Source organism: Streptomyces sp. NPDC002265, assembly GCF_040296125.1.
In the GTDB taxonomy this organism is placed as follows: Bacteria; Actinomycetota; Actinomycetes; order Streptomycetales; family Streptomycetaceae; genus Streptomyces.
The window spans coordinates 36,819-55,266 of record NZ_JBEOWS010000018.1; the positions used below are offsets into that span (position 1 = coordinate 36,819).

33 protein-coding genes are annotated in these 18,448 nt (G+C 66.6%); 31 read left to right on the forward strand and 2 right to left on the reverse strand.

All coding sequences use genetic code 11. The features are described 5' to 3' along the window. Positions 1–59: 59 nt before the first annotated feature. Both ABT085_RS05535 and ABT085_RS05540 read left to right on the forward strand, forming a co-directional pair. Positions 60–908 carry a helix-turn-helix domain-containing protein gene (locus ABT085_RS05535; protein ID WP_351602472.1) on the forward strand — a complete coding sequence of 283 codons (849 nt, stop codon included), beginning with the start codon at positions 60–62 and terminating at the stop codon, positions 906–908. Further along, a complete protein-coding gene (locus tag ABT085_RS05540; protein WP_351602476.1) occupies positions 905–1,114 on the forward strand; it encodes a DUF397 domain-containing protein in 210 nt (69 codons plus the stop codon). The genes ABT085_RS05535 and ABT085_RS05540 overlap by 4 nt, the downstream gene beginning before the upstream one ends. Before the next feature lie 5 nt (positions 1,115–1,119). On the opposite strand, the gene ABT085_RS05545 is transcribed toward ABT085_RS05540, so the two are convergent. Both ABT085_RS05545 and ABT085_RS05550 read right to left on the reverse strand, forming a co-directional pair. Then, entirely contained in the window at positions 1,120–2,118 is a 999-nt protein-coding gene (locus ABT085_RS05545) for a hypothetical protein (RefSeq protein ID WP_351602478.1), read from the reverse strand. Next, complete coding sequence (locus tag ABT085_RS05550) at positions 2,111–2,716, reverse strand: RNA polymerase sigma factor (protein ID WP_351602480.1); 606 nt, start codon at positions 2,714–2,716, stop codon at positions 2,111–2,113. Before ABT085_RS05550 ends, ABT085_RS05545 begins: the two co-directional genes overlap by 8 nt. A 534-nt stretch (positions 2,717–3,250) precedes the next feature. On the opposite strand from ABT085_RS05550, the gene rpsJ reads away from it, so the two are divergent. From rpsJ to ABT085_RS05695, 29 genes are all read left to right on the forward strand, one after another. Beyond that, on the forward strand, positions 3,251–3,559 hold the full coding sequence (gene rpsJ / locus ABT085_RS05555) for a 30S ribosomal protein S10 (protein WP_003948644.1): 309 nt from the start codon (positions 3,251–3,253) through the stop codon (positions 3,557–3,559). Positions 3,560–3,576: 17 nt separating this feature from the next. Beyond that, on the forward strand, positions 3,577–4,221 hold the full coding sequence (gene rplC, locus ABT085_RS05560; protein ID WP_129307396.1) for a 50S ribosomal protein L3: 645 nt from the start codon (positions 3,577–3,579) through the stop codon (positions 4,219–4,221). A gap of 8 nt (positions 4,222–4,229) precedes the next feature. Further along, complete coding sequence (gene rplD, locus ABT085_RS05565) at positions 4,230–4,883, forward strand: 50S ribosomal protein L4 (protein ID WP_351602483.1); 654 nt, start codon at positions 4,230–4,232, stop codon at positions 4,881–4,883. Further along, positions 4,883–5,302 (forward strand): 50S ribosomal protein L23, encoded by a 420-nt coding sequence (gene rplW, locus ABT085_RS05570; RefSeq protein WP_152888000.1) that lies wholly within the window; start codon positions 4,883–4,885, stop codon positions 5,300–5,302. The genes rplD and rplW overlap by 1 nt, the downstream gene beginning before the upstream one ends. 38 nt (positions 5,303–5,340) lie before the next feature. Beyond that, positions 5,341–6,177, forward strand: coding sequence for a 50S ribosomal protein L2 (rplB, locus tag ABT085_RS05575; protein ID WP_030039757.1), 837 nt, complete (start codon positions 5,341–5,343; stop codon positions 6,175–6,177). Positions 6,178–6,189: 12 nt separating this feature from the next. Next, positions 6,190–6,471: a 30S ribosomal protein S19 gene (rpsS, locus tag ABT085_RS05580; RefSeq protein WP_005481224.1), complete on the forward strand. Its 282-nt coding sequence runs from the start codon at positions 6,190–6,192 to the stop codon at positions 6,469–6,471. Positions 6,472–6,513: 42 nt separating this feature from the next. Further along, the gene (rplV, locus tag ABT085_RS05585; RefSeq protein WP_019329637.1) at positions 6,514–6,861 is read left to right on the forward strand and encodes a 50S ribosomal protein L22; all 348 of its coding nucleotides are present in this window, start codon (positions 6,514–6,516) and stop codon (positions 6,859–6,861) included. Then, positions 6,861–7,691 carry a 30S ribosomal protein S3 gene (rpsC, locus tag ABT085_RS05590; RefSeq protein ID WP_152888002.1) on the forward strand — a complete coding sequence of 277 codons (831 nt, stop codon included), beginning with the start codon at positions 6,861–6,863 and terminating at the stop codon, positions 7,689–7,691. Before rplV ends, rpsC begins: the two co-directional genes overlap by 1 nt. Before the next feature lie 5 nt (positions 7,692–7,696). Then, positions 7,697–8,116 (forward strand): 50S ribosomal protein L16, encoded by a 420-nt coding sequence (gene rplP / locus ABT085_RS05595; protein ID WP_004927269.1) that lies wholly within the window; start codon positions 7,697–7,699, stop codon positions 8,114–8,116. Continuing rightward, positions 8,116–8,340, forward strand: coding sequence for a 50S ribosomal protein L29 (gene rpmC, locus ABT085_RS05600; protein ID WP_007494763.1), 225 nt, complete (start codon positions 8,116–8,118; stop codon positions 8,338–8,340). Before rplP ends, rpmC begins: the two co-directional genes overlap by 1 nt. After that, the gene (rpsQ, locus tag ABT085_RS05605) at positions 8,340–8,624 is read left to right on the forward strand and encodes a 30S ribosomal protein S17 (RefSeq protein ID WP_152888004.1); all 285 of its coding nucleotides are present in this window, start codon (positions 8,340–8,342) and stop codon (positions 8,622–8,624) included. Before rpmC ends, rpsQ begins: the two co-directional genes overlap by 1 nt. 101 nt (positions 8,625–8,725) lie before the next feature. Then, positions 8,726–9,094, forward strand: a complete 369-nt coding sequence (rplN, locus tag ABT085_RS05610) for a 50S ribosomal protein L14 (RefSeq protein WP_003998823.1) — start codon at positions 8,726–8,728, stop codon at positions 9,092–9,094. Between the two features lie 2 nt (positions 9,095–9,096). After that, positions 9,097–9,420 (forward strand): 50S ribosomal protein L24, encoded by a 324-nt coding sequence (gene rplX / locus ABT085_RS05615; RefSeq protein ID WP_003992365.1) that lies wholly within the window; start codon positions 9,097–9,099, stop codon positions 9,418–9,420. Then, positions 9,420–9,977, forward strand: coding sequence for a 50S ribosomal protein L5 (rplE, locus tag ABT085_RS05620; RefSeq protein WP_189958138.1), 558 nt, complete (start codon positions 9,420–9,422; stop codon positions 9,975–9,977). The genes rplX and rplE overlap by 1 nt, the downstream gene beginning before the upstream one ends. Positions 9,978–9,982: 5 nt before the next feature. Further along, complete coding sequence (locus tag ABT085_RS05625) at positions 9,983–10,168, forward strand: type Z 30S ribosomal protein S14 (RefSeq protein WP_003948630.1); 186 nt, start codon at positions 9,983–9,985, stop codon at positions 10,166–10,168. Between the two features lie 215 nt (positions 10,169–10,383). Beyond that, positions 10,384–10,782 (forward strand): 30S ribosomal protein S8, encoded by a 399-nt coding sequence (gene rpsH, locus ABT085_RS05630; protein ID WP_007384075.1) that lies wholly within the window; start codon positions 10,384–10,386, stop codon positions 10,780–10,782. Between the two features lie 24 nt (positions 10,783–10,806). Then, positions 10,807–11,346 (forward strand): 50S ribosomal protein L6, encoded by a 540-nt coding sequence (gene rplF, locus ABT085_RS05635; protein WP_317444886.1) that lies wholly within the window; start codon positions 10,807–10,809, stop codon positions 11,344–11,346. Positions 11,347–11,349: 3 nt separating this feature from the next. Beyond that, positions 11,350–11,733, forward strand: coding sequence for a 50S ribosomal protein L18 (gene rplR / locus ABT085_RS05640; RefSeq protein ID WP_152888011.1), 384 nt, complete (start codon positions 11,350–11,352; stop codon positions 11,731–11,733). Positions 11,734–11,774: 41 nt separating this feature from the next. After that, entirely contained in the window at positions 11,775–12,380 is a 606-nt protein-coding gene (gene rpsE / locus ABT085_RS05645; protein ID WP_094054455.1) for a 30S ribosomal protein S5, read from the forward strand. Then, positions 12,380–12,562: a 50S ribosomal protein L30 gene (rpmD, locus tag ABT085_RS05650; RefSeq protein WP_003974250.1), complete on the forward strand. Its 183-nt coding sequence runs from the start codon at positions 12,380–12,382 to the stop codon at positions 12,560–12,562. The genes rpsE and rpmD overlap by 1 nt, the downstream gene beginning before the upstream one ends. 2 nt (positions 12,563–12,564) lie before the next feature. Then, on the forward strand, positions 12,565–13,020 hold the full coding sequence (gene rplO, locus ABT085_RS05655) for a 50S ribosomal protein L15 (RefSeq protein WP_351602488.1): 456 nt from the start codon (positions 12,565–12,567) through the stop codon (positions 13,018–13,020). Positions 13,021–13,262: 242 nt separating this feature from the next. After that, entirely contained in the window at positions 13,263–14,576 is a 1,314-nt protein-coding gene (secY, locus tag ABT085_RS05660) for a preprotein translocase subunit SecY (protein ID WP_351602490.1), read from the forward strand. Continuing rightward, on the forward strand, positions 14,576–15,238 hold the full coding sequence (locus ABT085_RS05665) for an adenylate kinase (RefSeq protein ID WP_351602492.1): 663 nt from the start codon (positions 14,576–14,578) through the stop codon (positions 15,236–15,238). The genes secY and ABT085_RS05665 overlap by 1 nt, the downstream gene beginning before the upstream one ends. A 219-nt stretch (positions 15,239–15,457) precedes the next feature. Beyond that, positions 15,458–16,300 (forward strand): type I methionyl aminopeptidase, encoded by an 843-nt coding sequence (gene map, locus ABT085_RS05670; RefSeq protein ID WP_351602494.1) that lies wholly within the window; start codon positions 15,458–15,460, stop codon positions 16,298–16,300. Positions 16,301–16,441: 141 nt separating this feature from the next. Continuing rightward, entirely contained in the window at positions 16,442–16,663 is a 222-nt protein-coding gene (gene infA, locus ABT085_RS05675) for a translation initiation factor IF-1 (RefSeq protein WP_003948620.1), read from the forward strand. A 60-nt stretch (positions 16,664–16,723) separates the two neighbouring features. Then, positions 16,724–16,837 carry a 50S ribosomal protein L36 gene (gene rpmJ, locus ABT085_RS05680; protein WP_003998809.1) on the forward strand — a complete coding sequence of 38 codons (114 nt, stop codon included), beginning with the start codon at positions 16,724–16,726 and terminating at the stop codon, positions 16,835–16,837. A gap of 193 nt (positions 16,838–17,030) precedes the next feature. Next, complete coding sequence (gene rpsM / locus ABT085_RS05685) at positions 17,031–17,411, forward strand: 30S ribosomal protein S13 (RefSeq protein ID WP_030811707.1); 381 nt, start codon at positions 17,031–17,033, stop codon at positions 17,409–17,411. A gap of 69 nt (positions 17,412–17,480) precedes the next feature. Continuing rightward, positions 17,481–17,885, forward strand: coding sequence for a 30S ribosomal protein S11 (rpsK, locus tag ABT085_RS05690; protein ID WP_003956432.1), 405 nt, complete (start codon positions 17,481–17,483; stop codon positions 17,883–17,885). Positions 17,886–18,083: 198 nt separating this feature from the next. Further along, positions 18,084–18,448: DNA-directed RNA polymerase subunit alpha (locus tag ABT085_RS05695; protein WP_467593142.1), on the forward strand; the 365-nt coding region annotated here is incomplete at its 3' end.

Here is an 18,448-nt window from a genome sequence, read left to right on the forward strand (position 1 = left end):
ATCTGTCCCGGCTGTCCCGGGTGTCGTACGGGAACGGTGGGCGTTGGAGGTGGGTGGGTATGAGCAGCGAGAGCGCGGACGAGCCGGGGTGGGACGTCAGCCCGGAGGACGAGATCGCCCCGGTGGTCGAGGCGACCGGCCGCCAGATCAGGCTCTGGCGGGAGGCGGCCGGGATGCGGGTGGTCGAGTTCGGGCGGGCCATCGGTTACGGGGAGGACCTGGTCCGCAAGGTGGAGCGCGGGGCGCGGATCCCCCGGGCGGACTTCCTGGAGCGCGCGGACGACGTCCTGAACGCCGGCGGACGCCTCAGGGCCTTCAAGGAGGACATGGAGAAGGCCCGGTACCCGAAGAAGGTGCGCGAACTGAAGATGCTGGAGGAGCGGGCGGTCGAGCTGCTGCTCTACAGCAACCACAACATCCATGGGTTGTTGCAGACGCCCGAGTATGCGCAGGCGCTGTTCGAGACGCGCCAGCCTGCCTACCCGCAGGAGGTGGTGGAGCGTGAGACCGCTGCGCGCATGAGCAGGAAGGTGATCTACGAGCGGTCGCCCGCCCCGTCGATGAGCTTCATCCAGGAAGAGGTGACACTACGGCGCCCGATCGGGGGGAAGATGAAGCTGCGTCGCCAGCTCGAACACCTTCTGCAAGTCGGCCAGTTGCGGAATGTGTCGCTTCAGGTCATGCCGACCGACCGAGAGGATCACGCCGGGATGCAGGGGCTTATCGAGGTGCTCAAATTCGGTGACGGTACGGCGGTCGGGCGATCCGACGGCGCCTTCAACGGTCGCCCTGTCTCGGACCCGAAGGATCTGCGGATCTTGGAGCTGCGCTATGGCATCATCCGGGCCCAAGCCCTCACCCCGAGGGAGTCGTTGGACTTTATCGAGCAAGTGCTGGGAGAGACATGATCCATGTGAACTCCCCCGAGGATGCCTCGGGACTGATGTGGTTCAAGAGCAGCTACAGCAGCAGCAGCGAAGCCGGTGACTGCGTCGAAATAGCCCCCACCCCCACCCGGATCCACATCCGTGACTCCAAGAACCCGGGCGGTGCCCGTCTGGCGATGGCCCCCGAGGCCTGGACGGCGTTCGTCGGCTTCGCCGCCCAGGCCTGATTCCTTTAGCCGCGCTCGCCCGCCTTGTCCACGACGACGGTACGGAGACGGGTGGCCATGCCGACGACCGCGCCCTTCGGGACGAACGGGTCGCCGGCGGCCTTGCTGCCTGCGTAGTAGTCCAGTCCGGCCACCCAGCGGACACCTCGGAAGGCGAAGGTCTCCGGGTCGAGCAGCACCTGCCTGCTGTTGCGCTCCCATGCGTAGTCGCGGAAGTTCCCGTCCACGCCGAACGCCAGGACCTTGCGCCCCGCACCGTCGGTCGTGCTGACGGGCTCGGTGGCTCCGGCGAGTCCGGTGAGGACGCGGCGGATCGTGCGGGCCTTGTCGGCGGGGACGACCGTGGCTCCGCAGAGAACGTCGACGACGTGGTCGAAGTCGCGCTGGGCCTGGGTCTGCCTCTTCTTGTAGACGGCGCGGTCGAGGGGGGACCGCTTGAGGATCAGCCGCAGCGCGGCGTCGGGGTCGTCCGGCAGGTCCGCCACCAGTGCGTCGTCGGCCTTGGGCGACAGGAGGACACCGGTGGGGCGGTCACGTACGTCCACGGCGGCACCGTTCGAGCGCGCGAAAGCCTGCCACCGGCCGTCGTAGCGGTTCCATTCCTCGCCGTTGTGGGATCGGGCCGGGTTCGCTGTACACGGATCCCCTCCAGGGTCCATGTAGAGCTCGGTTACCTCGCTGCACCCCGGCCCGATCACGTCCGACTTGCACTGGGTGTACTGGTACTTCACGTACACCCACTGGTGCGGTCCGATGGGTGCCGCCGGCTCGACCGGTGTCGTGTGCTCCCCCCACAGCGTCAGCGTGGAGAGCAGGGCCGCGGCCACCACCGCGGCGACCGCGCCGAGCGCCCTGAGCTGCCAGCCGCCGTGTCTGCGCCGGGGGCGGGCGATCTCGTCCAGGAGCCGCTGGCGCGCCGGGGTGAGCTGGGCGTGGTCGGGCACGGGAGCGTCGGTGCGCAGCCGCCGGACGGCCGCCATCTCCTCCATCGCCGGTTCAGCCATGGCTGATCACCTCCTGGGTGTCGCGTACGAACGTGGGGTCCTCGCCACCGAGTGCCAGGCGGACCTTGCGGCGCGCCCGGTTGAGGCGGGAACGCACCGTGCCCACCGGGATGGACAGCGCCTCGGCGACCTCCTGGTAGCCGAGGTCCGCCCAGGCGATCAGCAGCAGGACGTCCCGGTCGCCCCGGGAGAGTCCGGCGAGCGCGCCGGCCAGCCGGGCCTGCGCGGCCTCGGCGGTGACGCGGCTGTCGCTGCGGTCGGTCCAGGAGTCGGCCACGGGGTCGTGTCCCGTGCGGGCCAGGGCCCTGAGCGCCTGTACTTCGGTGCGGCGCTGCTTGCCGATGAGGTTGGCGGCGATCCCGTACAGCCAGGGGCGGGCGCTGGCGCGCGAGAGGTCATAGCGCCCGCGGGCGCGGAACGCGGCCAGGAAGGTCTCGGCGGTGATGTCCTCGGCCGCGTCCTCACCCAGCCGGCGGGCCGCGTACCGGTGGATCACCGCCGCGTACCGGTGGAAGAGCTCCCCGAACACTTCGGGACGGGTCAGGGAGTCGGCGATGACGGAGGCGTCCTCGTCACATCTGCCAGGGGGGCTGTTCACGCGGTCTCCGTGTCTGCCGTCGGTCGGATACGCCCCTTGTTACCCGTGGCCCTGGAACGGGTTCACGGTGGCCGGTCTGACGCCCGGGCCCCGGAAGACTCGCGCCCGACCGGCTCGGCGTTTGACCTGCGTCACGTTCGGGGTATTCTCTCCGGCTCGATTGGCGGAGGACCTGCCCCTTATGGCAGACTGTCGGAGTTGCTCGGTCGAGTGCCGATGCTGCGCGCCTCCCGTCGGGAGGACTGGAAGCGAGTCCCACAGTACTCGTCGCCCCATCTGCCGCGAGGTAGCGCTAGGGCGGACGTACGGGAATCTTCCGGGAAGTGTCAGCGGGGTGCAGGCCAGGCGCCCGGTGGGTGTTTCAGCCCCCGGTCCTGCGGTTGCTTTCGGGCGGAGCCGCGTCCCTGGTAGGGAAATCCATTACGGATCTCTGTCGCCAGGAGCGCGACACACCCGACCGCGTGGGTCGGAGGTCGGGACGCGAACCCCTGGGTGCCAGAGCGTTATATCGAGACAAAGGACTACTGAGTAGCCATGGCGGGACAGAAGATCCGCATCCGGCTCAAGGCCTACGACCACGAGGTCATCGACTCCTCGGCGAAGAAGATCGTCGAGACGGTGACCCGCACTGGTGCGTCGGTCGCGGGCCCGGTGCCGCTCCCCACCGAGAAGAACGTGTACTGCGTCATCAAGTCGCCGCACAAGTACAAGGACTCGCGCGAGCACTTCGAGATGCGCACGCACAAGCGCCTCATCGACATCCTCGACCCCACGCCCAAGACCGTTGACTCTCTGATGCGACTCGACCTCCCGGCCGGTGTCGACATCGAGATCAAGCTCTAGGGATCGGTGATCTGAGAATGGCTAAGCAGATCAAGGGCATCCTGGGCGAGAAGCTCGGCATGACGCAGGTGTGGGACGAGAACAACCGCGTTGTTCCGGTCACCGTCGTCAAGGCCGGCCCCAACGTCGTCACCCAGGTCCGCACGAACGACGTCGACGGCTACGAGTCCGTCCAGATCGCGTTCGGCGAGATCGACCCGCGCAAGGTGAACAAGCCCCTCAAGGGCCACTTCGCGAAGGCCGACGTCACCCCCCGCCGCCACCTCGTCGAGATCCGTACCGCTGACGCCAGCGAGTACACCCTCGGCCAGGAGATCACCGCCGAGGTGTTCGAGGCCGGCGTCAAGGTGGACGTGACCGGCAAGAGCAAGGGCAAGGGCTTCGCCGGTGTCATGAAGCGTCACAACTTCAAGGGCCTCGGCGCCGGTCACGGCACCCAGCGCAAGCACCGCTCTCCCGGCTCCATCGGTGGCTGTGCCACCCCGGGCCGTGTGTTCAAGGGCCTCCGCATGGCGGGTCGCATGGGCAACGAGCGGGTCACCACCCAGAACCTGACCGTCCACGCCGTTGACGCGGAGAAGGGTCTGCTGCTCATCAAGGGCGCGGTTCCCGGTCCGAACGGCGGCCTCGTCCTGGTCCGCACCGCGGCCAAGGGGGCCTGAGGTAACCGATGAGCACTGTTGACATCCTGTCGCCTGCTGGCGACAAGGCCGGTACGGTCGAGCTCCCCGCGGAGATCTTCGACGTGGAGAAGATCAGCATCCCGCTGATCCACCAGGTCGTCGTCGCGCAGCTGGCCGCTGCCCGCCAGGGCACCCACAAGACCAAGACGCGTGGCGAGGTCCGCGGCGGTGGCAAGAAGCCTTACCGCCAGAAGGGCACCGGTCGCGCCCGTCAGGGTTCGACCCGCGCGCCGCAGTTCGCCGGTGGTGGCGTCGTGCACGGTCCCGTGCCGCGCGACTACTCGCAGCGCACCCCCAAGAAGATGAAGGCCGCGGCCCTGCGCCACGCCCTCACCGACCGGGCGCGTCACAACCGCATCCACGTCGTTTCCGGCGTGGTCGACGGCGACATCTCCACCAAGGCCGCGAAGACGCTGTTCGGCAAGATCTCGGAGCGCAAGAACCTGCTCCTGGTCGCCGAGCGCACCGACGAGGCCGCGTGGCTGTCCGCCCGCAACCTGCCCCAGGTCCACATCCTGGAGCCGGGCCAGCTGAACACGTACGACGTTCTCGTCTCGGACGACGTGGTCTTCACCCAGGCCGCGTTCGAGTCCTTCGTGTCTGGCCCCAAGGCCGCTGACACCGAAGGGAGCGAAGCCTGATGGCTACGCGTCACCCGAGCATCGCCTCGAAGGCCGCCAAGGCCGCCAAGGCCGCGCGCGTCGCCAAGGCGAAGCGCCACGCCACCGAGGGCAAGAACACCGTCGAGACGCCGCTGAGCAAGTCCTTCACGGACCCCCGTGACGTGCTCCTCAAGCCGGTCGTCTCGGAGAAGAGCTACGCGCTGCTCGACGAGGGCAAGTACACCTTCGTCGTGGCGCCGGGCTCCAACAAGACCCAGATCAAGGAGGCCGTCCAGGCGGTCTTCTCGGTCAAGGTCACCGGGGTCAACACGATCAACCGCCAGGGCAAGCGCAAGCGCACCAAGAGCGGTTTCGGCAAGCGTGCGGACACCAAGCGCGCGATCGTGACCCTCGCCGAGGGCGACCGTATCGACATCTTCGGCGGTCCGACCGCGTAAGCGGGTCGGATCGTCCGATATCGGACGAGGACTGAGAAATGGGAATCCGCAAGTACAAGCCGACTACGCCGGGCCGTCGTGGCTCCAGCGTTGCCGACTTCGTCGAGGTCACGCGGTCCACGCCGGAGAAGTCGCTGGTCCGCCCGCTGCACAGCAAGGGCGGCCGTAACAACGCCGGTCGTGTGACCGTTCGCCACCAGGGTGGCGGACACAAGCGCGCCTACCGCGTGATCGACTTCCGTCGTCACGACAAGGACGGCGTGCCGGCGAAGGTCGCGCACATCGAGTACGACCCCAACCGCACCGCGCGCATCGCGCTGCTGCACTACGCGGACGGCGAGAAGCGCTACATCCTCGCCCCGCGCAACCTGCAGCAGGGTGACCGCGTCGAGAACGGTCCCGGGGCCGACATCAAGCCGGGCAACAACCTGGCGCTCCGCAACATCCCGGTCGGTACCACGATCCACGCGATCGAGATCCGTCCCGGTGGCGGTGCCAAGTTCGCCCGCTCCGCCGGTGCCTCGGTGCAGCTGCTCGCGAAGGAGGGCACCATGGCCCACCTCCGCATGCCCTCCGGTGAGATCCGCCTGGTCGACCAGCGCTGCCGCGCCACGGTCGGCGAGGTCGGCAACGCCGAGCAGAGCAACATCAACTGGGGCAAGGCCGGCCGCAAGCGCTGGCTGGGCGTCCGCCCGACCGTTCGCGGTGTGGCGATGAACCCGGTTGACCACCCGCACGGTGGTGGTGAAGGCAAGACCTCCGGTGGTCGTCACCCGGTCTCGCCGTGGGGTCAGAAGGAGGGTCGTACTCGTTCGCCGAAGAAGGCTTCGAACAAGTACATCGTCCGCCGCCGCAAGACGAACAAGAAGCGCTAGGAGCGGGTTTAGATGCCGCGCAGTCTCAAGAAGGGGCCCTTCGTCGACGACCACCTGATCAAGAAGGTGGACGTACAGAACGAGGCCGGCACCAAGAACGTCATCAAGACCTGGTCCCGTCGCTCGATGATCATCCCGGCCATGCTCGGCCACACGATCGCGGTGCACAACGGCAAGACCCACATCCCGGTGTTTGTCACCGAGTCGATGGTCGGCCACAAGCTCGGCGAGTTCTCGCCGACGCGCACCTTCCGGGGTCACGTCAAGGACGACCGGAAGTCGAAGCGCCGCTAGTAGCGGGGTGGATTGACCATGACAGACACTGGAAGGACAACCATGGAAGCCAGGGCCCAGGCGCGGTACATCCGCGTCACGCCCATGAAGGCCCGCCGCGTGGTGGACCTTATCCGTGGCATGGATGCCACGGAGGCTCAGGCGGTCCTGCGTTTCGCCCCGCAGGCCGCGAGCGTGCCGGTCGGCAAGGTGCTGGACAGCGCCATTGCCAACGCCGCGCACAACTACGACCACACTGACGCCGACAGCCTCTACATCTCCGAGGCGTACGTCGACGAGGGCCCGACCCTGAAGCGGTTCCGTCCGCGTGCCCAGGGCCGCGCCTACCGGATCCGCAAGCGGACCAGCCACATCACCGTGGTCGTCAGCAGCAAGGAAGGAACCCGGTAATGGGCCAGAAGGTAAACCCGCACGGGTTCCGGCTCGGTGTCACGACCGACTTCAAGTCGCGTTGGTACGCCGACAAGCTGTACAAGGACTACGTCAAGGAAGACGTCGCCATCCGTCGGATGATGACGTCCGGCATGGAGCGCGCCGGCATCTCGAAGGTTGAGATCGAGCGCACCCGTGACCGCGTGCGGGTGGACATCCACACCGCTCGTCCGGGCATCGTCATCGGCCGCCGTGGCGCCGAGGCCGACCGCATCCGCGGCGACCTCGAGAAGCTCACGGGCAAGCAGGTCCAGCTGAACATCCTCGAGGTCAAGAACCCCGAGACCGACGCTCAGCTGGTTGCCCAGGCCGTCGCCGAGCAGCTCTCCTCCCGCGTCTCCTTCCGTCGGGCCATGCGCAAGAGCATGCAGTCCGCCATGAAGGCCGGCGCCAAGGGCATCAAGATCCAGTGCGGTGGCCGCCTCGGTGGCGCCGAGATGTCCCGCTCGGAGTTCTACCGCGAGGGCCGTGTGCCCCTGCACACGCTCCGCGCGAACGTGGACTACGGCTTCTTCGAGGCCAAGACGACCTTCGGCCGCATCGGTGTGAAGGTCTGGATCTACAAGGGCGACGTCAAGAACATCGCCGAGGTCCGCGCCGAGAACGCTGCTGCCCGCGCGGGCAACCGCCCGGCCCGTGGCGGCGCTGACCGCCCGGCCGGCCGTGGTGGCCGCGGTGGCGAGCGTGGCGGTCGCGGTCGTAAGCCGCAGACGGCTCCGGCTGCCGAGGCCCCCAAGGCCGACGCTCCCGCCGCCGCTCCGGCTGAGAGCACCGGAACGGAGGCCTGACCGACATGCTGATCCCCCGTAGGGTCAAGCACCGCAAGCAGCACCACCCGAAGCGCCGTGGTCAGGCCAAGGGCGGCACGACGGTCGCGTTCGGCGAGTACGGCATCCAGGCCCTCACGCCGGCGTACGTGACCAACCGCCAGATCGAGGCGGCCCGTATCGCCATGACCCGCCACATCAAGCGTGGCGGCAAGGTCTGGATCAACATCTACCCGGACCGTCCCCTGACGAAGAAGCCTGCCGAGACCCGCATGGGTTCCGGTAAGGGTTCTCCGGAGTGGTGGATCGCGAACGTGCACCCGGGCCGGGTCATGTTCGAGCTGTCCTACCCCAACGAGAAGATCGCCCGTGAGGCCCTCACTCGCGCAGCCCACAAGCTGCCGATGAAGTGCCGGATCGTCAAGCGCGAGGCAGGTGAAGCGTGATGTCGGCCGGTACCAAGGCGTCCGAGCTGCGCGAGCTGGGCAACGAGGAGCTTCTTGCGAAGCTTCGCGAGGCCAAGGAAGAGCTGTTCAACCTCCGCTTCCAGGCGGCGACGGGTCAGCTCGAGAACCACGGTCGGCTCAAGGCCGTCCGTAAGGACATCGCGCGGATCTACACCCTCATGCGTGAGCGCGAGCTGGGCATCGAGACGGTGGAGAACGCCTGATGAGCGAGAGCAACGTGACTGAGAACACCGAGGCGCGCGGTTTCCGCAAGACCCGTGAGGGTCTCGTCGTCAGCGACAAGATGGACAAGACCGTCGTCGTCGCCGTCGAGGACCGTGTCAAGCACGCGCTGTACGGCAAGGTCATCCGCCGTACGAACAAGCTCAAGGCCCACGACGAGCAGAACGCTGCGGGCGTCGGCGACCGTGTCCTCCTCGCGGAGACCCGGCCGCTGTCGGCGACGAAGCGCTGGCGCGTCGTCGAGATCCTCGAGAAGGCCAAGTAATCCCTCCTAGGGGGACCCCCTAGGAATAGTTCCGCCAGGCTCGGGGCGGTTCGCCGTCGTGCGAACCGCCCCGGGAACCGGCAGACAACCAGGAGATAGACGTGATCCAGCAGGAGTCGCGACTGCGTGTCGCCGACAACACTGGTGCGAAGGAGATCCTTTGCATCCGTGTGCTCGGTGGCTCCGGTCGCCGCTACGCGGGCATCGGTGACGTCATCGTCGCCACCGTCAAGGACGCGATCCCCGGCGGCAACGTGAAGAAGGGTGACGTCGTCAAGGCCGTCATCGTTCGCACCGTCAAGGAGCGCCGCCGTCCGGACGGCTCGTACATCCGCTTCGACGAGAACGCCGCCGTCATTCTGAAGAACGACGGCGACCCTCGTGGCACCCGTATCTTCGGCCCTGTCGGCCGTGAGCTGCGCGAGAAGAAGTTCATGAAGATCATCTCGCTCGCGCCGGAGGTGCTGTAAGCATGAAGATCAAGAAGGGCGACCTGGTCCAGGTCATCACCGGTAAGGACAAGGGCAAGCAGGGCAAGGTCATCGCGGCCTTCCCCCGCGAGGACCGTGTCCTGGTCGAGGGTGTCAACCGGGTCAAGAAGCACACGAAGGCCGGCCCGACCGCTCGCGGTTCCCAGGCCGGCGGCATCGTGACCACCGAGGCCCCGATCCACGTTTCCAACGTTCAGCTGGTCGTGGAGAAGGACGGCAACAAGGTCGTCACGCGTGTCGGTTACCGCTTCGACGACGAGGGCAACAAGATCCGCGTTGCCAAGCGGACGGGTGAGGACATCTGATGGCTACCACCACCACCCCGCGTCTCAAGACGAAGTACCGCGAGGAGATCGCGGGCAAGCTGCGTGACGAGTTCAAGTACGAGAACGTCATGCAGATCCCCGGCCTCGTGAAGATCGTGGTCAACATGGGTGTGGGCGACGCCGCCCGCGACTCCAAGCTGATCGAGGGCGCCATCCGCGACCTCACCACGATCACCGGCCAGAAGCCGCAGGTCACCAAGGCCCGCAAGTCCATCGCGCAGTTCAAGCTGCGTGAGGGCCAGCCGATCGGTGCCCACGTCACGCTCCGTGGCGACCGCATGTGGGAGTTCCTGGACCGCACCCTGTCGCTCGCGCTGCCGCGCATCCGCGACTTCCGCGGCCTGTCCCCCAAGCAGTTCGACGGCCGTGGCAACTACACCTTCGGTCTCACGGAGCAGGTCATGTTCCACGAGATCGACCAGGACAAGATCGACCGCACCCGGGGTATGGACATCACCGTGGTGACCACGGCGACCAACGACGCTGAGGGCCGCGCGCTCCTTCGTCACCTCGGCTTCCCCTTCAAGGAGGCGTGAGCGAGATGGCGAAGAAGGCTCTCATCGCGAAGGCTGCTCGCAAGCCCAAGTTCGGCGTGCGTGGCTACACGCGCTGCCAGCGCTGCGGCCGTCCCCACTCCGTGTACCGCAAGTTCGGCCTGTGCCGCGTGTGCCTTCGTGAGATGGCTCACCGTGGCGAGCTGCCGGGCGTGACCAAGAGCTCCTGGTAATCCCCTAAATCTAGGGATTCCAAGGGCTCTCGGTAAGCACTGGGCGTGTCAGGTGCCCACCTCTCCATGGCTTAGGCTTGGAGGGTTGGGCGCCTGATTGCCGCCCGTACGACTTACTACGCCGTAGGTCCACCGCGCCGCACCCGTCCCGTCCCGGATCGGGGAGAGGGATGGCGCAACAGGAAACCCCGGCGAGAGAGGCCGAAGGCCAATTCATGACCATGACTGATCCGATCGCAGACATGCTTACGCGTCTGCGGAACGCGAACTCGGCATACCACGACTCCGTGACGATGCCGGCATCGAAGATCAAGTCTCACATCGCGGAGATCCTCCAGCAGGAGGGCTTCATCACGGGCTGGAAGGTCGAGGACGCCGAGGTCGGCAAGAACCTCGTCCTGGAGCTGAAGTTCGGCCCCAACCGTGAGCGCTCCATCGCGGGCATCAAGCGGATTTCCAAGCCCGGTCTCCGGGTTTACGCGAAGTCCACCAACCTGCCGAAGGTGCTCGGCGGCCTCGGCGTGGCGATCATCTCCACGTCTCACGGTCTCCTCACCGACAAGCAGGCCGGCAAGAAGGGCGTGGGTGGGGAAGTCCTCGCCTACGTCTGGTAGCGGAAGGGAACGGAGGAAACAGCTATGTCGCGTATTGGCAAGCTCCCCATCACGGTTCCCGCCGGCGTGGACGTCACCATCGATGGCCGCACGGTCTCGGTCAAGGGCCCCAAGGGCTCGCTGACCCACACCGTCGTTGCGCCGATCGACATCGTCAAGGGTGAGGACGGCGTGCTCAACGTCACCCGTCCGAACGACGAGCGTCAGAACAAGGCCCTGCACGGCCTGTCCCGCACGCTGGTGGCGAACATGATCACCGGCGTGACCCAGGGTTACGTGAAGAAGCTCGAGATCAGCGGTGTCGGTTACCGCGTCACGGCCAAGGGCTCGAACCTCGAGTTCGCGCTCGGCTACAGCCACCCGATCACCGTCGAGGCGCCCGAGGGAATCACCTTCAAGGTGGAGACCCCGACCCGCTTCCAGGTCGAGGGCATCGACAAGCAGAAGGTCGGCGAGGTTGCGGCCAACATCCGCAAGCTGCGCAAGCCCGACCCGTACAAGGCCAAGGGCGTCAAGTACGAGGGCGAAGTCATCCGCCGCAAGGTCGGAAAGGCGGGTAAGTAAGCCATGGCATACGGACAGAAGATCCTGAAGGGCGACGCCTACAAGCGCGCCGCGATCAAGCGCCGTCACATCCGGATCCGCAAGCGGATCGGTGGCACGGCCGAGCGTCCCCGCCTGGTCGTTACCCGTTCCAACCGCCACATCGTGGCCCAGGTGATCGACGACCTCAAGGGTCACACCCTTGCGTCGGCTTCCACCCTGGACACCTCGATCCGCGGTGGCGAGGGTGACAAGTCGGCCCAGGCCAAGCAGGTCGGCGCGCTTGTCGCCGAGCGTGCCAAGGCCGCGGGCGTCGAGGCTGTCGTATTCGACCGTGGTGGCAACCAGTACGCCGGGCGCATCGCCGCCCTGGCGGACGCCGCCCGCGAAGCCGGTCTGAAGTTCTGAGCCGGTTCCGTAGCTAGCGGAAACAGAGAGAGGTAATTCCAATGGCTGGACCCCAGCGCCGTGGAAGCGGTGCCGGTGGCGGCGAGCGGCGGGACCGGAAGGGCCGTGACGGCGGCGCAGCTGCCGCCGAGAAGACCGCTTACGTCGAGCGTGTCGTCGCGATCAACCGCGTCGCCAAGGTTGTGAAGGGTGGTCGTCGCTTCAGCTTCACCGCGCTGGTCGTGGTGGGCGACGGTGACGGCACCGTGGGTGTCGGTTACGGCAAGGCCAAGGAGGTGCCGGCCGCCATCGCCAAGGGTGTGGAGGAGGCCAAGAAGCACTTCTTCAAGGTCCCCCGTATCCAGGGCACCATCCCGCACCCGATCCAGGGTGAGAAGGCTGCCGGCGTCGTGCTGCTCAAGCCCGCGTCCCCCGGTACCGGTGTTATCGCCGGTGGCCCGGTGCGTGCCGTGCTCGAGTGCGCCGGTATCCACGACGTGCTGTCGAAGTCGCTCGGCTCCGACAACGCGATCAACATCGTGCACGCGACCGTGGCGGCCCTGAAGGGCCTGCAGCGTCCCGAGGAGATCGCGGCCCGCCGTGGTCTGCCCCTCGAGGACGTCGCTCCCGCGGCTCTTCTCCGTGCGCGTGCCGGGGCTGGTGTCTGATGGCACAGCTCAAGATCACGCAGGTGAAGTCGTACATCGGCAGCAAGCAGAACCACCGTGACACCCTGCGTTCCCTTGGTCTCAAGGGGATCAACACGCAGGTCGTCAAGGAGGACCGCCCCGAGTTCCGCGGCATGGTGCACACCGTCCGCCACCTCGTGACGGTCGAGGAGGTCGACTGATCATGGGTGAGCAGAACCCGCTCAAGATCCACAACCTTCGTCCCGCCCCGGGCGCCAAGACCGCCAAGACCCGTGTCGGTCGTGGTGAGGCGTCGAAGGGTAAGACGGCCGGTCGTGGTACCAAGGGTACGAAGGCCCGTTACCAGGTTCCGGAGCGCTTCGAGGGTGGCCAGATGCCCCTCCACATGCGTCTTCCGAAGCTGAAGGGCTTCAAGAACCCGTTCAAGACCGAGTTCCAGGTCGTGAACCTCGAGAAGCTGGCCGCGCTCTACCCCGAGGGTGGCGAGGTCACCGTCGAGGGTCTGGTGGCCAAGGGTGCCGTTCGCAAGAACAGCCTCGTCAAGGTCCTCGGCCAGGGCGAGATCTCCGTGGCGCTGCAGGTGACGGTCGACGCCGTCTCCGGCTCCGCCAAGGAGAAGATCACCGCCGCCGGCGGCACCGTCACCGAGCTCGTCTGACCCACTCAGGCGTCTCGATGACTTGAACGATCCCGACCGGGGATACCCCACAAATGGGGTATCCCCGGTTGGTCGTTCCTAGGGGGGCGGTGTCGCCGGTAAGGTGGCCTGCACTGCCCACTTTCCTGGGTGCTCCACATGGGGCACTCTGAGCGGCAGATGACCGTTCACTAGTCGTCATTCCATCGGAATCTCAAGACCGTCACCCTTGACGCAGTTGCGCGGGGGTCGCAGGAGGCACCGTGCTCACCGCGTTCGCCCGGGCGTTCAGGACGCCCGACCTGCGCAAGAAGCTGATCTTCACGCTCGCGATCATCGTGGTCTACCGGCTCGGTACCCACATCCCCATCCCGGGGGTCGACTACAAGTCCGTTCAGCAGTGCGTGGACGAGGCATCCGGCAACCAGGGCCTCTTCGGTCTGGTCAACATGTTCAGCGGCGGCGCGCTGCTCCAGATCACGATCTTCGCCCTCGGCATCATGCCGTACATCACGGCGAGCATCATTCTCCAGCTGCTGACCGTGGTGATCCCGCGTCTGGAGGCCCTCAAGAAGGAGGGTCAGTCCGGCACGGCGAAGATCACGCAGTACACCCGTTACCTGACGGTGGCGCTCGCCATCCTCCAGGGCACCGGCCTGGTGGCCACCGCCCGCAGTGGCGCCCTGTTCTCCGGCTGCACGGTCGCGTCGAGCATCGTCCCGGACCGCGCGATCTTCACCACCGTCACGATGGTCATCTGCATGACCGCCGGTACGGCCGTCGTCATGTGGCTCGGCGAGCTGATCACCGACCGCGGTATCGGCAACGGCATGTCGATCCTGATGTTCATCTCGATCGCCGCGACCTTCCCGTCCGCGCTGTGGGCCATCAAGAAGCAGGGCACCCTGGCCGACGGCTGGATCGAGTTCAGCACCGTCATCCTCGTCGGTCTGGTCATGGTCGCGCTGGTGGTCTTCGTCGAGCAGGCTCAGCGCCGTATCCCCGTCCAGTACGCGAAGCGCATGATCGGCCGCCGTTCCTACGGCGGTACGTCGACCTACATCCCGCTCAAGGTCAACCAGGCGGGTGTGATCCCCGTCATCTTCGCTTCCTCGCTGCTCTACATTCCGGCACTCGTGGCGCAGTTCGCCGGCGGCAATTCCAGCTGGAAGACCTGGATCGAGCAGAACCTGACCAAGGGTGACCACCCGATTTACATCAGCATGTACTTCTTGCTGATCGTTTTCTTCGCGTTCTTCTATGTGGCGATCTCCTTCAACCCCGAGGAAGTCGCCGACAACATGAAGAAGTATGGTGGCTTCATCCCGGGCATCCGGGCTGGCCGACCGACCGCTGAGTACCTGAGCTACGTACTCAACCGGATCACCTGGCCGGGTTCGCTGTACTTGGGCCTGATTGCTCTCGTCCCGACGATGGCGTTGGTTGGCTTCGGGGCAAGCCAGAACTTCCCGTTCGGCGGTACCAGCATCCTGATCATCGTGGGTGTCGGACTGGAGACGGTGAAGCAGATCGAGAGCCAGCTCCAGCAGCGCAATTACGAAGGGTTCCTCCGCTGATGCGAATCGTCCTCGTCGGGCCGCCGGGTGCCGGTAAGGGAACGCAGGCAACGCTGCTCGCCGCGAAACTGCGCGTGCCCCACATCTCCACGGGCGACCTGTTCCGCGCCAACATCAGCCAGCAGACGGAGCTCGGGAAACTCGCGAAGTCCTACATGGACGCCGGCAACCTCGTCCCCGACGAGGTGACCATCGCCATGGCCAAGGACCGCATGGAGCAGCCCGACGCCAGGAACGGCTTCCTGCTGGACGGTTTCCCGCGCAACGTCTCGCAGGCCGAGGCGCTGGACGAGGTTCTCAACACCGAGAGCATCAAGCTGGACGCGGTACTCGACCTCGAAGTGCCCGAGGAGGAGGTCGTCAAGCGGATCGCCGGCCGGCGCATCTGCCGCAACGACTCCGCGCACGTCTTCCACGTGACGTACAAGCCCGCCGCCAAGGAAGGCGTCTGCGACGTCTGCGGTGGCGAGCTGTACCAGCGTGACGACGACTCCGAGGACACCGTCCGCAAGCGGCTCGAGGTCTACCACACGCAGACCGAGCCGATCATCGACTACTACAAGGCGCAGGGACTGGTCGTCACGATCTCGTCGCTGGGTCCGGTGGAAGAGATCACCAAGCGGGCGCTCGAGGCGCTCAAGCGCGAGGACGACGACAAGTAGTCGTGTGTACGTCGCCGCAGCCGCGGTTCCCTGAGGAAGGGGACCGCGGCTGCTGTGTGGGGGGTGTGAGCACCCCCACGTATCGTGGAATCCATCGCGGCCGGCGGTCCGCAGCCCTGCCCCGCCGCCCGCAGTCCCCAGCCGCAGTCCGTGGTCCGCAGCCCTGAGCCGCGGTTCGCGGGCCCTGCGGTCCGGAAGTCCAGAAAGGCCGTAGCCCTCATGGTGCAGGTGCAGATCAAGACCCCCGAGCAGATCGCCAGGATGCGTGCGGCAGGGCTGGTCGTCGCCGCCATCCACGCGGCCACGCGGGAGGCGGCCGTGCCGGGGGCGACGACGAAGGACCTGGACGAGGTCGCGCGCAAGGTGCTCGCGGAGCACGGCGCCAAGTCGAACTTCCTCGGCTACGGCGGATTCCCCGCGACCATCTGCACCTCCGTGAACGACGTCGTCGTCCACGGCATCCCGTCCGAGGACGTCGTCCTCGCGGACGGTGACATCATCTCGATCGACTGCGGCGCGATCGTCGACGGCTGGCACGGCGATGCCGCCTTCACCGCCTTCGTGGGCTCAGGTCACGCCCCGGAACTGATCGAGCTCTCCCGGGTGACCGAGGAGTCGATGTGGGCGGGCATCGCCGCCATGAAGCTCGGCAACCGGCTCGTCGACGTCTCCCGTGCCATCGAGACGTACATCCGTCGCCAGCCGAAGCCCGGTGGCGGCCGGTACGGAATCATCGAGGACTACGGCGGCCACGGCATCGGCACCGAGATGCACATGGACCCGCACCTGCTGAACTACGTCGACCGCCGCCGTGGCAAGGGTTCCAAGCTGGTGCCCGGCTTCTGCCTGGCCATCGAGCCGATGGTCTCCCTGGGCACCCCGAAGACGGAGGTCCTGGAGGACGACTGGACCGTCATCACCACGGACGGCACCTGGTCCTCCCACTGGGAGCACTCCGTCGCGCTCACGGAGGAGGGCCCGCTGGTCCTGACGGCCGTGGACGGCGGCCGGGCCAAGCTCGCGGAGCACGGGGTCACGGCTGCGCCGGACCCCCTTGCATGACGATCACCCGCATGGGGCAGACTTCCTCGATTCGTGTTTCCGGGTGCGCTGACGTAGACTGACTCGTCGGCTCTCGTGCACCCGCATGCCTGCATGCGCTCGCACAGAGTCGATCAAGGTAGTCGATTCGAAGGGCGAAGCGTGGCCAAGAAGCAAGGTGCCATCGAGATCGAGGGCACTGTCGTCGAGTCTCTTCCGAACGCCATGTTCAAGGTCGAGCTCCAGAACGGCCACCAGGTCCTGGCACACATCAGCGGCAAGATGCGTATGCACTACATCCGCATCCTCCCTGACGACCGGGTCGTGGTGGAGCTGTCTCCGTACGACCTCACGCGTGGCCGGATCGTCTACCGCTACAAGTAGATCTTGCCCACGCCCCGCCTGTGCGGGGCTGCCGGCAACTGACCCGGAGAACCTCACCCCATGAAGGTCAAGCCGAGCGTCAAGAAGATCTGCGACAAGTGCAGGGTGATCCGCCGTCACGGTCGGGTCATGGTCATCTGCGAGAACCCGCGCCACAAGCAGCGCCAGGGCTGACGCACGACCGCACCCTCTGCACCCGCAGAGATTCGCGCGACGCAAGCTGAATTTGTTCATACGCAGCACCCAGGCATGGGTTTCCCTGTCTGACACCCCCGGCTCGGAGGCCGGGGACCCAGTTCGTACCTAGTACGGCGACTGGGAATCGGTCCTGCGGAAGACCTCCGAAGATTTCAACTGGAGCCATTGAATGGCACGCGTTTCCGGTGTTGACATCCCGCGCGAAAAGCGCGTGGAGGTCGCCCTCACCTACGTGTTCGGCATCGGCCGGACCCTCTCGCAGGAGACGCTGGCAGCGACCGGCGTCGACCCGAACACTCGCGTTCGCGACCTCTCCGAGGAGCAGCTCGTCGCGATCCGCGAGTACGTCGACAACAACATCAAGACCGAGGGTGACCTCCGTCGCGAGATCCAGGCCGACATCCGCCGCAAGGTCGAGATCGGCTGCTACCAGGGTCTGCGGCACCGCCGCGGTCTGCCCGTCCGCGGTCAGCGCACCAGCACCAACGCCCGCACCCGCAAGGGCCCGCGTCGCGCCATCGCCGGCAAGAAGAAGCCGGGCAAGAAGTAGTCCGCAGCGGACAACGCTTCATCAGCGGTCTTCGCTGTAGGACCGACCACCTCCCCGTAGGAGTTACAGATGCCCCCCAAGGGTCGTCAGGGCGCTGCCAAGAAGGTGCGCCGCAAGGAAAAGAAGAACGTCGCTCACGGGCACGCCCACATCAAGAGCACGTTCAACAACACGATCGTCTCGATCACGGACCCGTCCGGCAACGTGATCTCCTGGGCCTCCGCCGGCCACGTCGGCTTCAAGGGCTCGCGCAAGTCGACCCCGTTCGCCGCGCAGATGGCCGCCGAGTCGGCCGCGCGTCGCGCGCAGGAGCACGGCATGCGCAAGGTCGACGTCTTCGTCAAGGGTCCCGGCTCCGGCCGTGAGACCGCGATCCGCTCCCTCCAGGCCACCGGCCTCGAGGTCGGCTCGATCCAGGACGTCACCCCCACCCCGCACAACGGCTGCCGTCCGCCGAAGCGCCGCCGCGTTTGATCGGGTGCGGCGGGCCGCTCCGCAGCAGCGGGGCTGATCACCGCCGCGTCCGGCACACGGCCGGTTCGGGCTGAGGAATTCGGGCGGTACGGCTCTTCGGGGCTGTATCGCCCGTACCCTTGCACATACCACCATCGGGCCACCGCCCGGTGCATCAGGGCATCAAATAGTGGGTGCCCCTGACTGAAGGAACGCAACATGCTGATCGCTCAGCGTCCCTCGTTGACCGAAGAGGTCGTCGACGAGTTCCGCTCCCGGTTCGTGATCGAGCCGCTGGAGCCGGGCTTCGGCTACACCCTCGGCAACTCCCTGCGCCGCACCCTCCTGTCGTCGATCCCCGGCGCTGCTGTCACCAGCATCCGCATCGACGGTGTCCTGCACGAGTTCACCACCGTGCCGGGCGTCAAGGAGGACGTCACCGACCTGATCCTCAACATCAAGCAGCTGGTCGTCTCCTCGGAGCACGACGAGCCGGTCGTGATGTACCTGCGCAAGCAGGGCCCGGGTCTGGTCACCGCCGCCGACATCGCGCCCCCGGCCGGTGTCGAGGTGCACAACCCCGA

Bases quoted from the DNA above. Each gene is read 5' to 3' on its own strand.
- rplP (WP_004927269.1), top strand. From the start codon at position 7,697: ATGCTGATCCCCCGTAGGGTCAAGCACCGCAAGCAGCACCACCCGAAG.
- rplC (WP_129307396.1), top strand. From the start codon at position 3,577: ATGGCTAAGCAGATCAAGGGCATCCTGGGCGAGAAGCTCGGCATGACG.
- ABT085_RS05665 (WP_351602492.1), top strand. From the start codon at position 14,576: ATGCGAATCGTCCTCGTCGGGCCGCCGGGTGCCGGTAAGGGAACGCAG.
- rpsC (WP_152888002.1), top strand. From the start codon at position 6,861: ATGGGCCAGAAGGTAAACCCGCACGGGTTCCGGCTCGGTGTCACGACC.
- rpsM (WP_030811707.1), top strand. From the start codon at position 17,031: ATGGCACGCGTTTCCGGTGTTGACATCCCGCGCGAAAAGCGCGTGGAG.
- rpsH (WP_007384075.1), top strand. From the start codon at position 10,384: ATGACCATGACTGATCCGATCGCAGACATGCTTACGCGTCTGCGGAAC.
- rpmD (WP_003974250.1), top strand. From the start codon at position 12,380: ATGGCACAGCTCAAGATCACGCAGGTGAAGTCGTACATCGGCAGCAAG.
- ABT085_RS05625 (WP_003948630.1), top strand. From the start codon at position 9,983: ATGGCGAAGAAGGCTCTCATCGCGAAGGCTGCTCGCAAGCCCAAGTTC.
- rplB (WP_030039757.1), top strand. From the start codon at position 5,341: ATGGGAATCCGCAAGTACAAGCCGACTACGCCGGGCCGTCGTGGCTCC.
- rplW (WP_152888000.1), top strand. From the start codon at position 4,883: ATGGCTACGCGTCACCCGAGCATCGCCTCGAAGGCCGCCAAGGCCGCC.
- rpsS (WP_005481224.1), top strand. From the start codon at position 6,190: ATGCCGCGCAGTCTCAAGAAGGGGCCCTTCGTCGACGACCACCTGATC.
- rplX (WP_003992365.1), top strand. From the start codon at position 9,097: ATGAAGATCAAGAAGGGCGACCTGGTCCAGGTCATCACCGGTAAGGAC.
- ABT085_RS05540 (WP_351602476.1), top strand. From the start codon at position 905: ATGATCCATGTGAACTCCCCCGAGGATGCCTCGGGACTGATGTGGTTC.
- rplE (WP_189958138.1), top strand. From the start codon at position 9,420: ATGGCTACCACCACCACCCCGCGTCTCAAGACGAAGTACCGCGAGGAG.
- rplF (WP_317444886.1), top strand. From the start codon at position 10,807: ATGTCGCGTATTGGCAAGCTCCCCATCACGGTTCCCGCCGGCGTGGAC.
- rpsJ (WP_003948644.1), top strand. From the start codon at position 3,251: ATGGCGGGACAGAAGATCCGCATCCGGCTCAAGGCCTACGACCACGAG.
- rpsK (WP_003956432.1), top strand. From the start codon at position 17,481: ATGCCCCCCAAGGGTCGTCAGGGCGCTGCCAAGAAGGTGCGCCGCAAG.
- map (WP_351602494.1), top strand. From the start codon at position 15,458: ATGGTGCAGGTGCAGATCAAGACCCCCGAGCAGATCGCCAGGATGCGT.
- rplR (WP_152888011.1), top strand. From the start codon at position 11,350: ATGGCATACGGACAGAAGATCCTGAAGGGCGACGCCTACAAGCGCGCC.
- ABT085_RS05535 (WP_351602472.1), top strand. From the start codon at position 60: ATGAGCAGCGAGAGCGCGGACGAGCCGGGGTGGGACGTCAGCCCGGAG.
- rplO (WP_351602488.1), top strand. From the start codon at position 12,565: ATGGGTGAGCAGAACCCGCTCAAGATCCACAACCTTCGTCCCGCCCCG.
- rplD (WP_351602483.1), top strand. From the start codon at position 4,230: ATGAGCACTGTTGACATCCTGTCGCCTGCTGGCGACAAGGCCGGTACG.
- ABT085_RS05545 (WP_351602478.1), bottom strand. From the start codon at position 2,118: ATGGCTGAACCGGCGATGGAGGAGATGGCGGCCGTCCGGCGGCTGCGC.
- rplV (WP_019329637.1), top strand. From the start codon at position 6,514: ATGGAAGCCAGGGCCCAGGCGCGGTACATCCGCGTCACGCCCATGAAG.
- rpsQ (WP_152888004.1), top strand. From the start codon at position 8,340: ATGAGCGAGAGCAACGTGACTGAGAACACCGAGGCGCGCGGTTTCCGC.
- rpmC (WP_007494763.1), top strand. From the start codon at position 8,116: ATGTCGGCCGGTACCAAGGCGTCCGAGCTGCGCGAGCTGGGCAACGAG.
- rpmJ (WP_003998809.1), top strand. From the start codon at position 16,724: ATGAAGGTCAAGCCGAGCGTCAAGAAGATCTGCGACAAGTGCAGGGTG.
- rpsE (WP_094054455.1), top strand. From the start codon at position 11,775: ATGGCTGGACCCCAGCGCCGTGGAAGCGGTGCCGGTGGCGGCGAGCGG.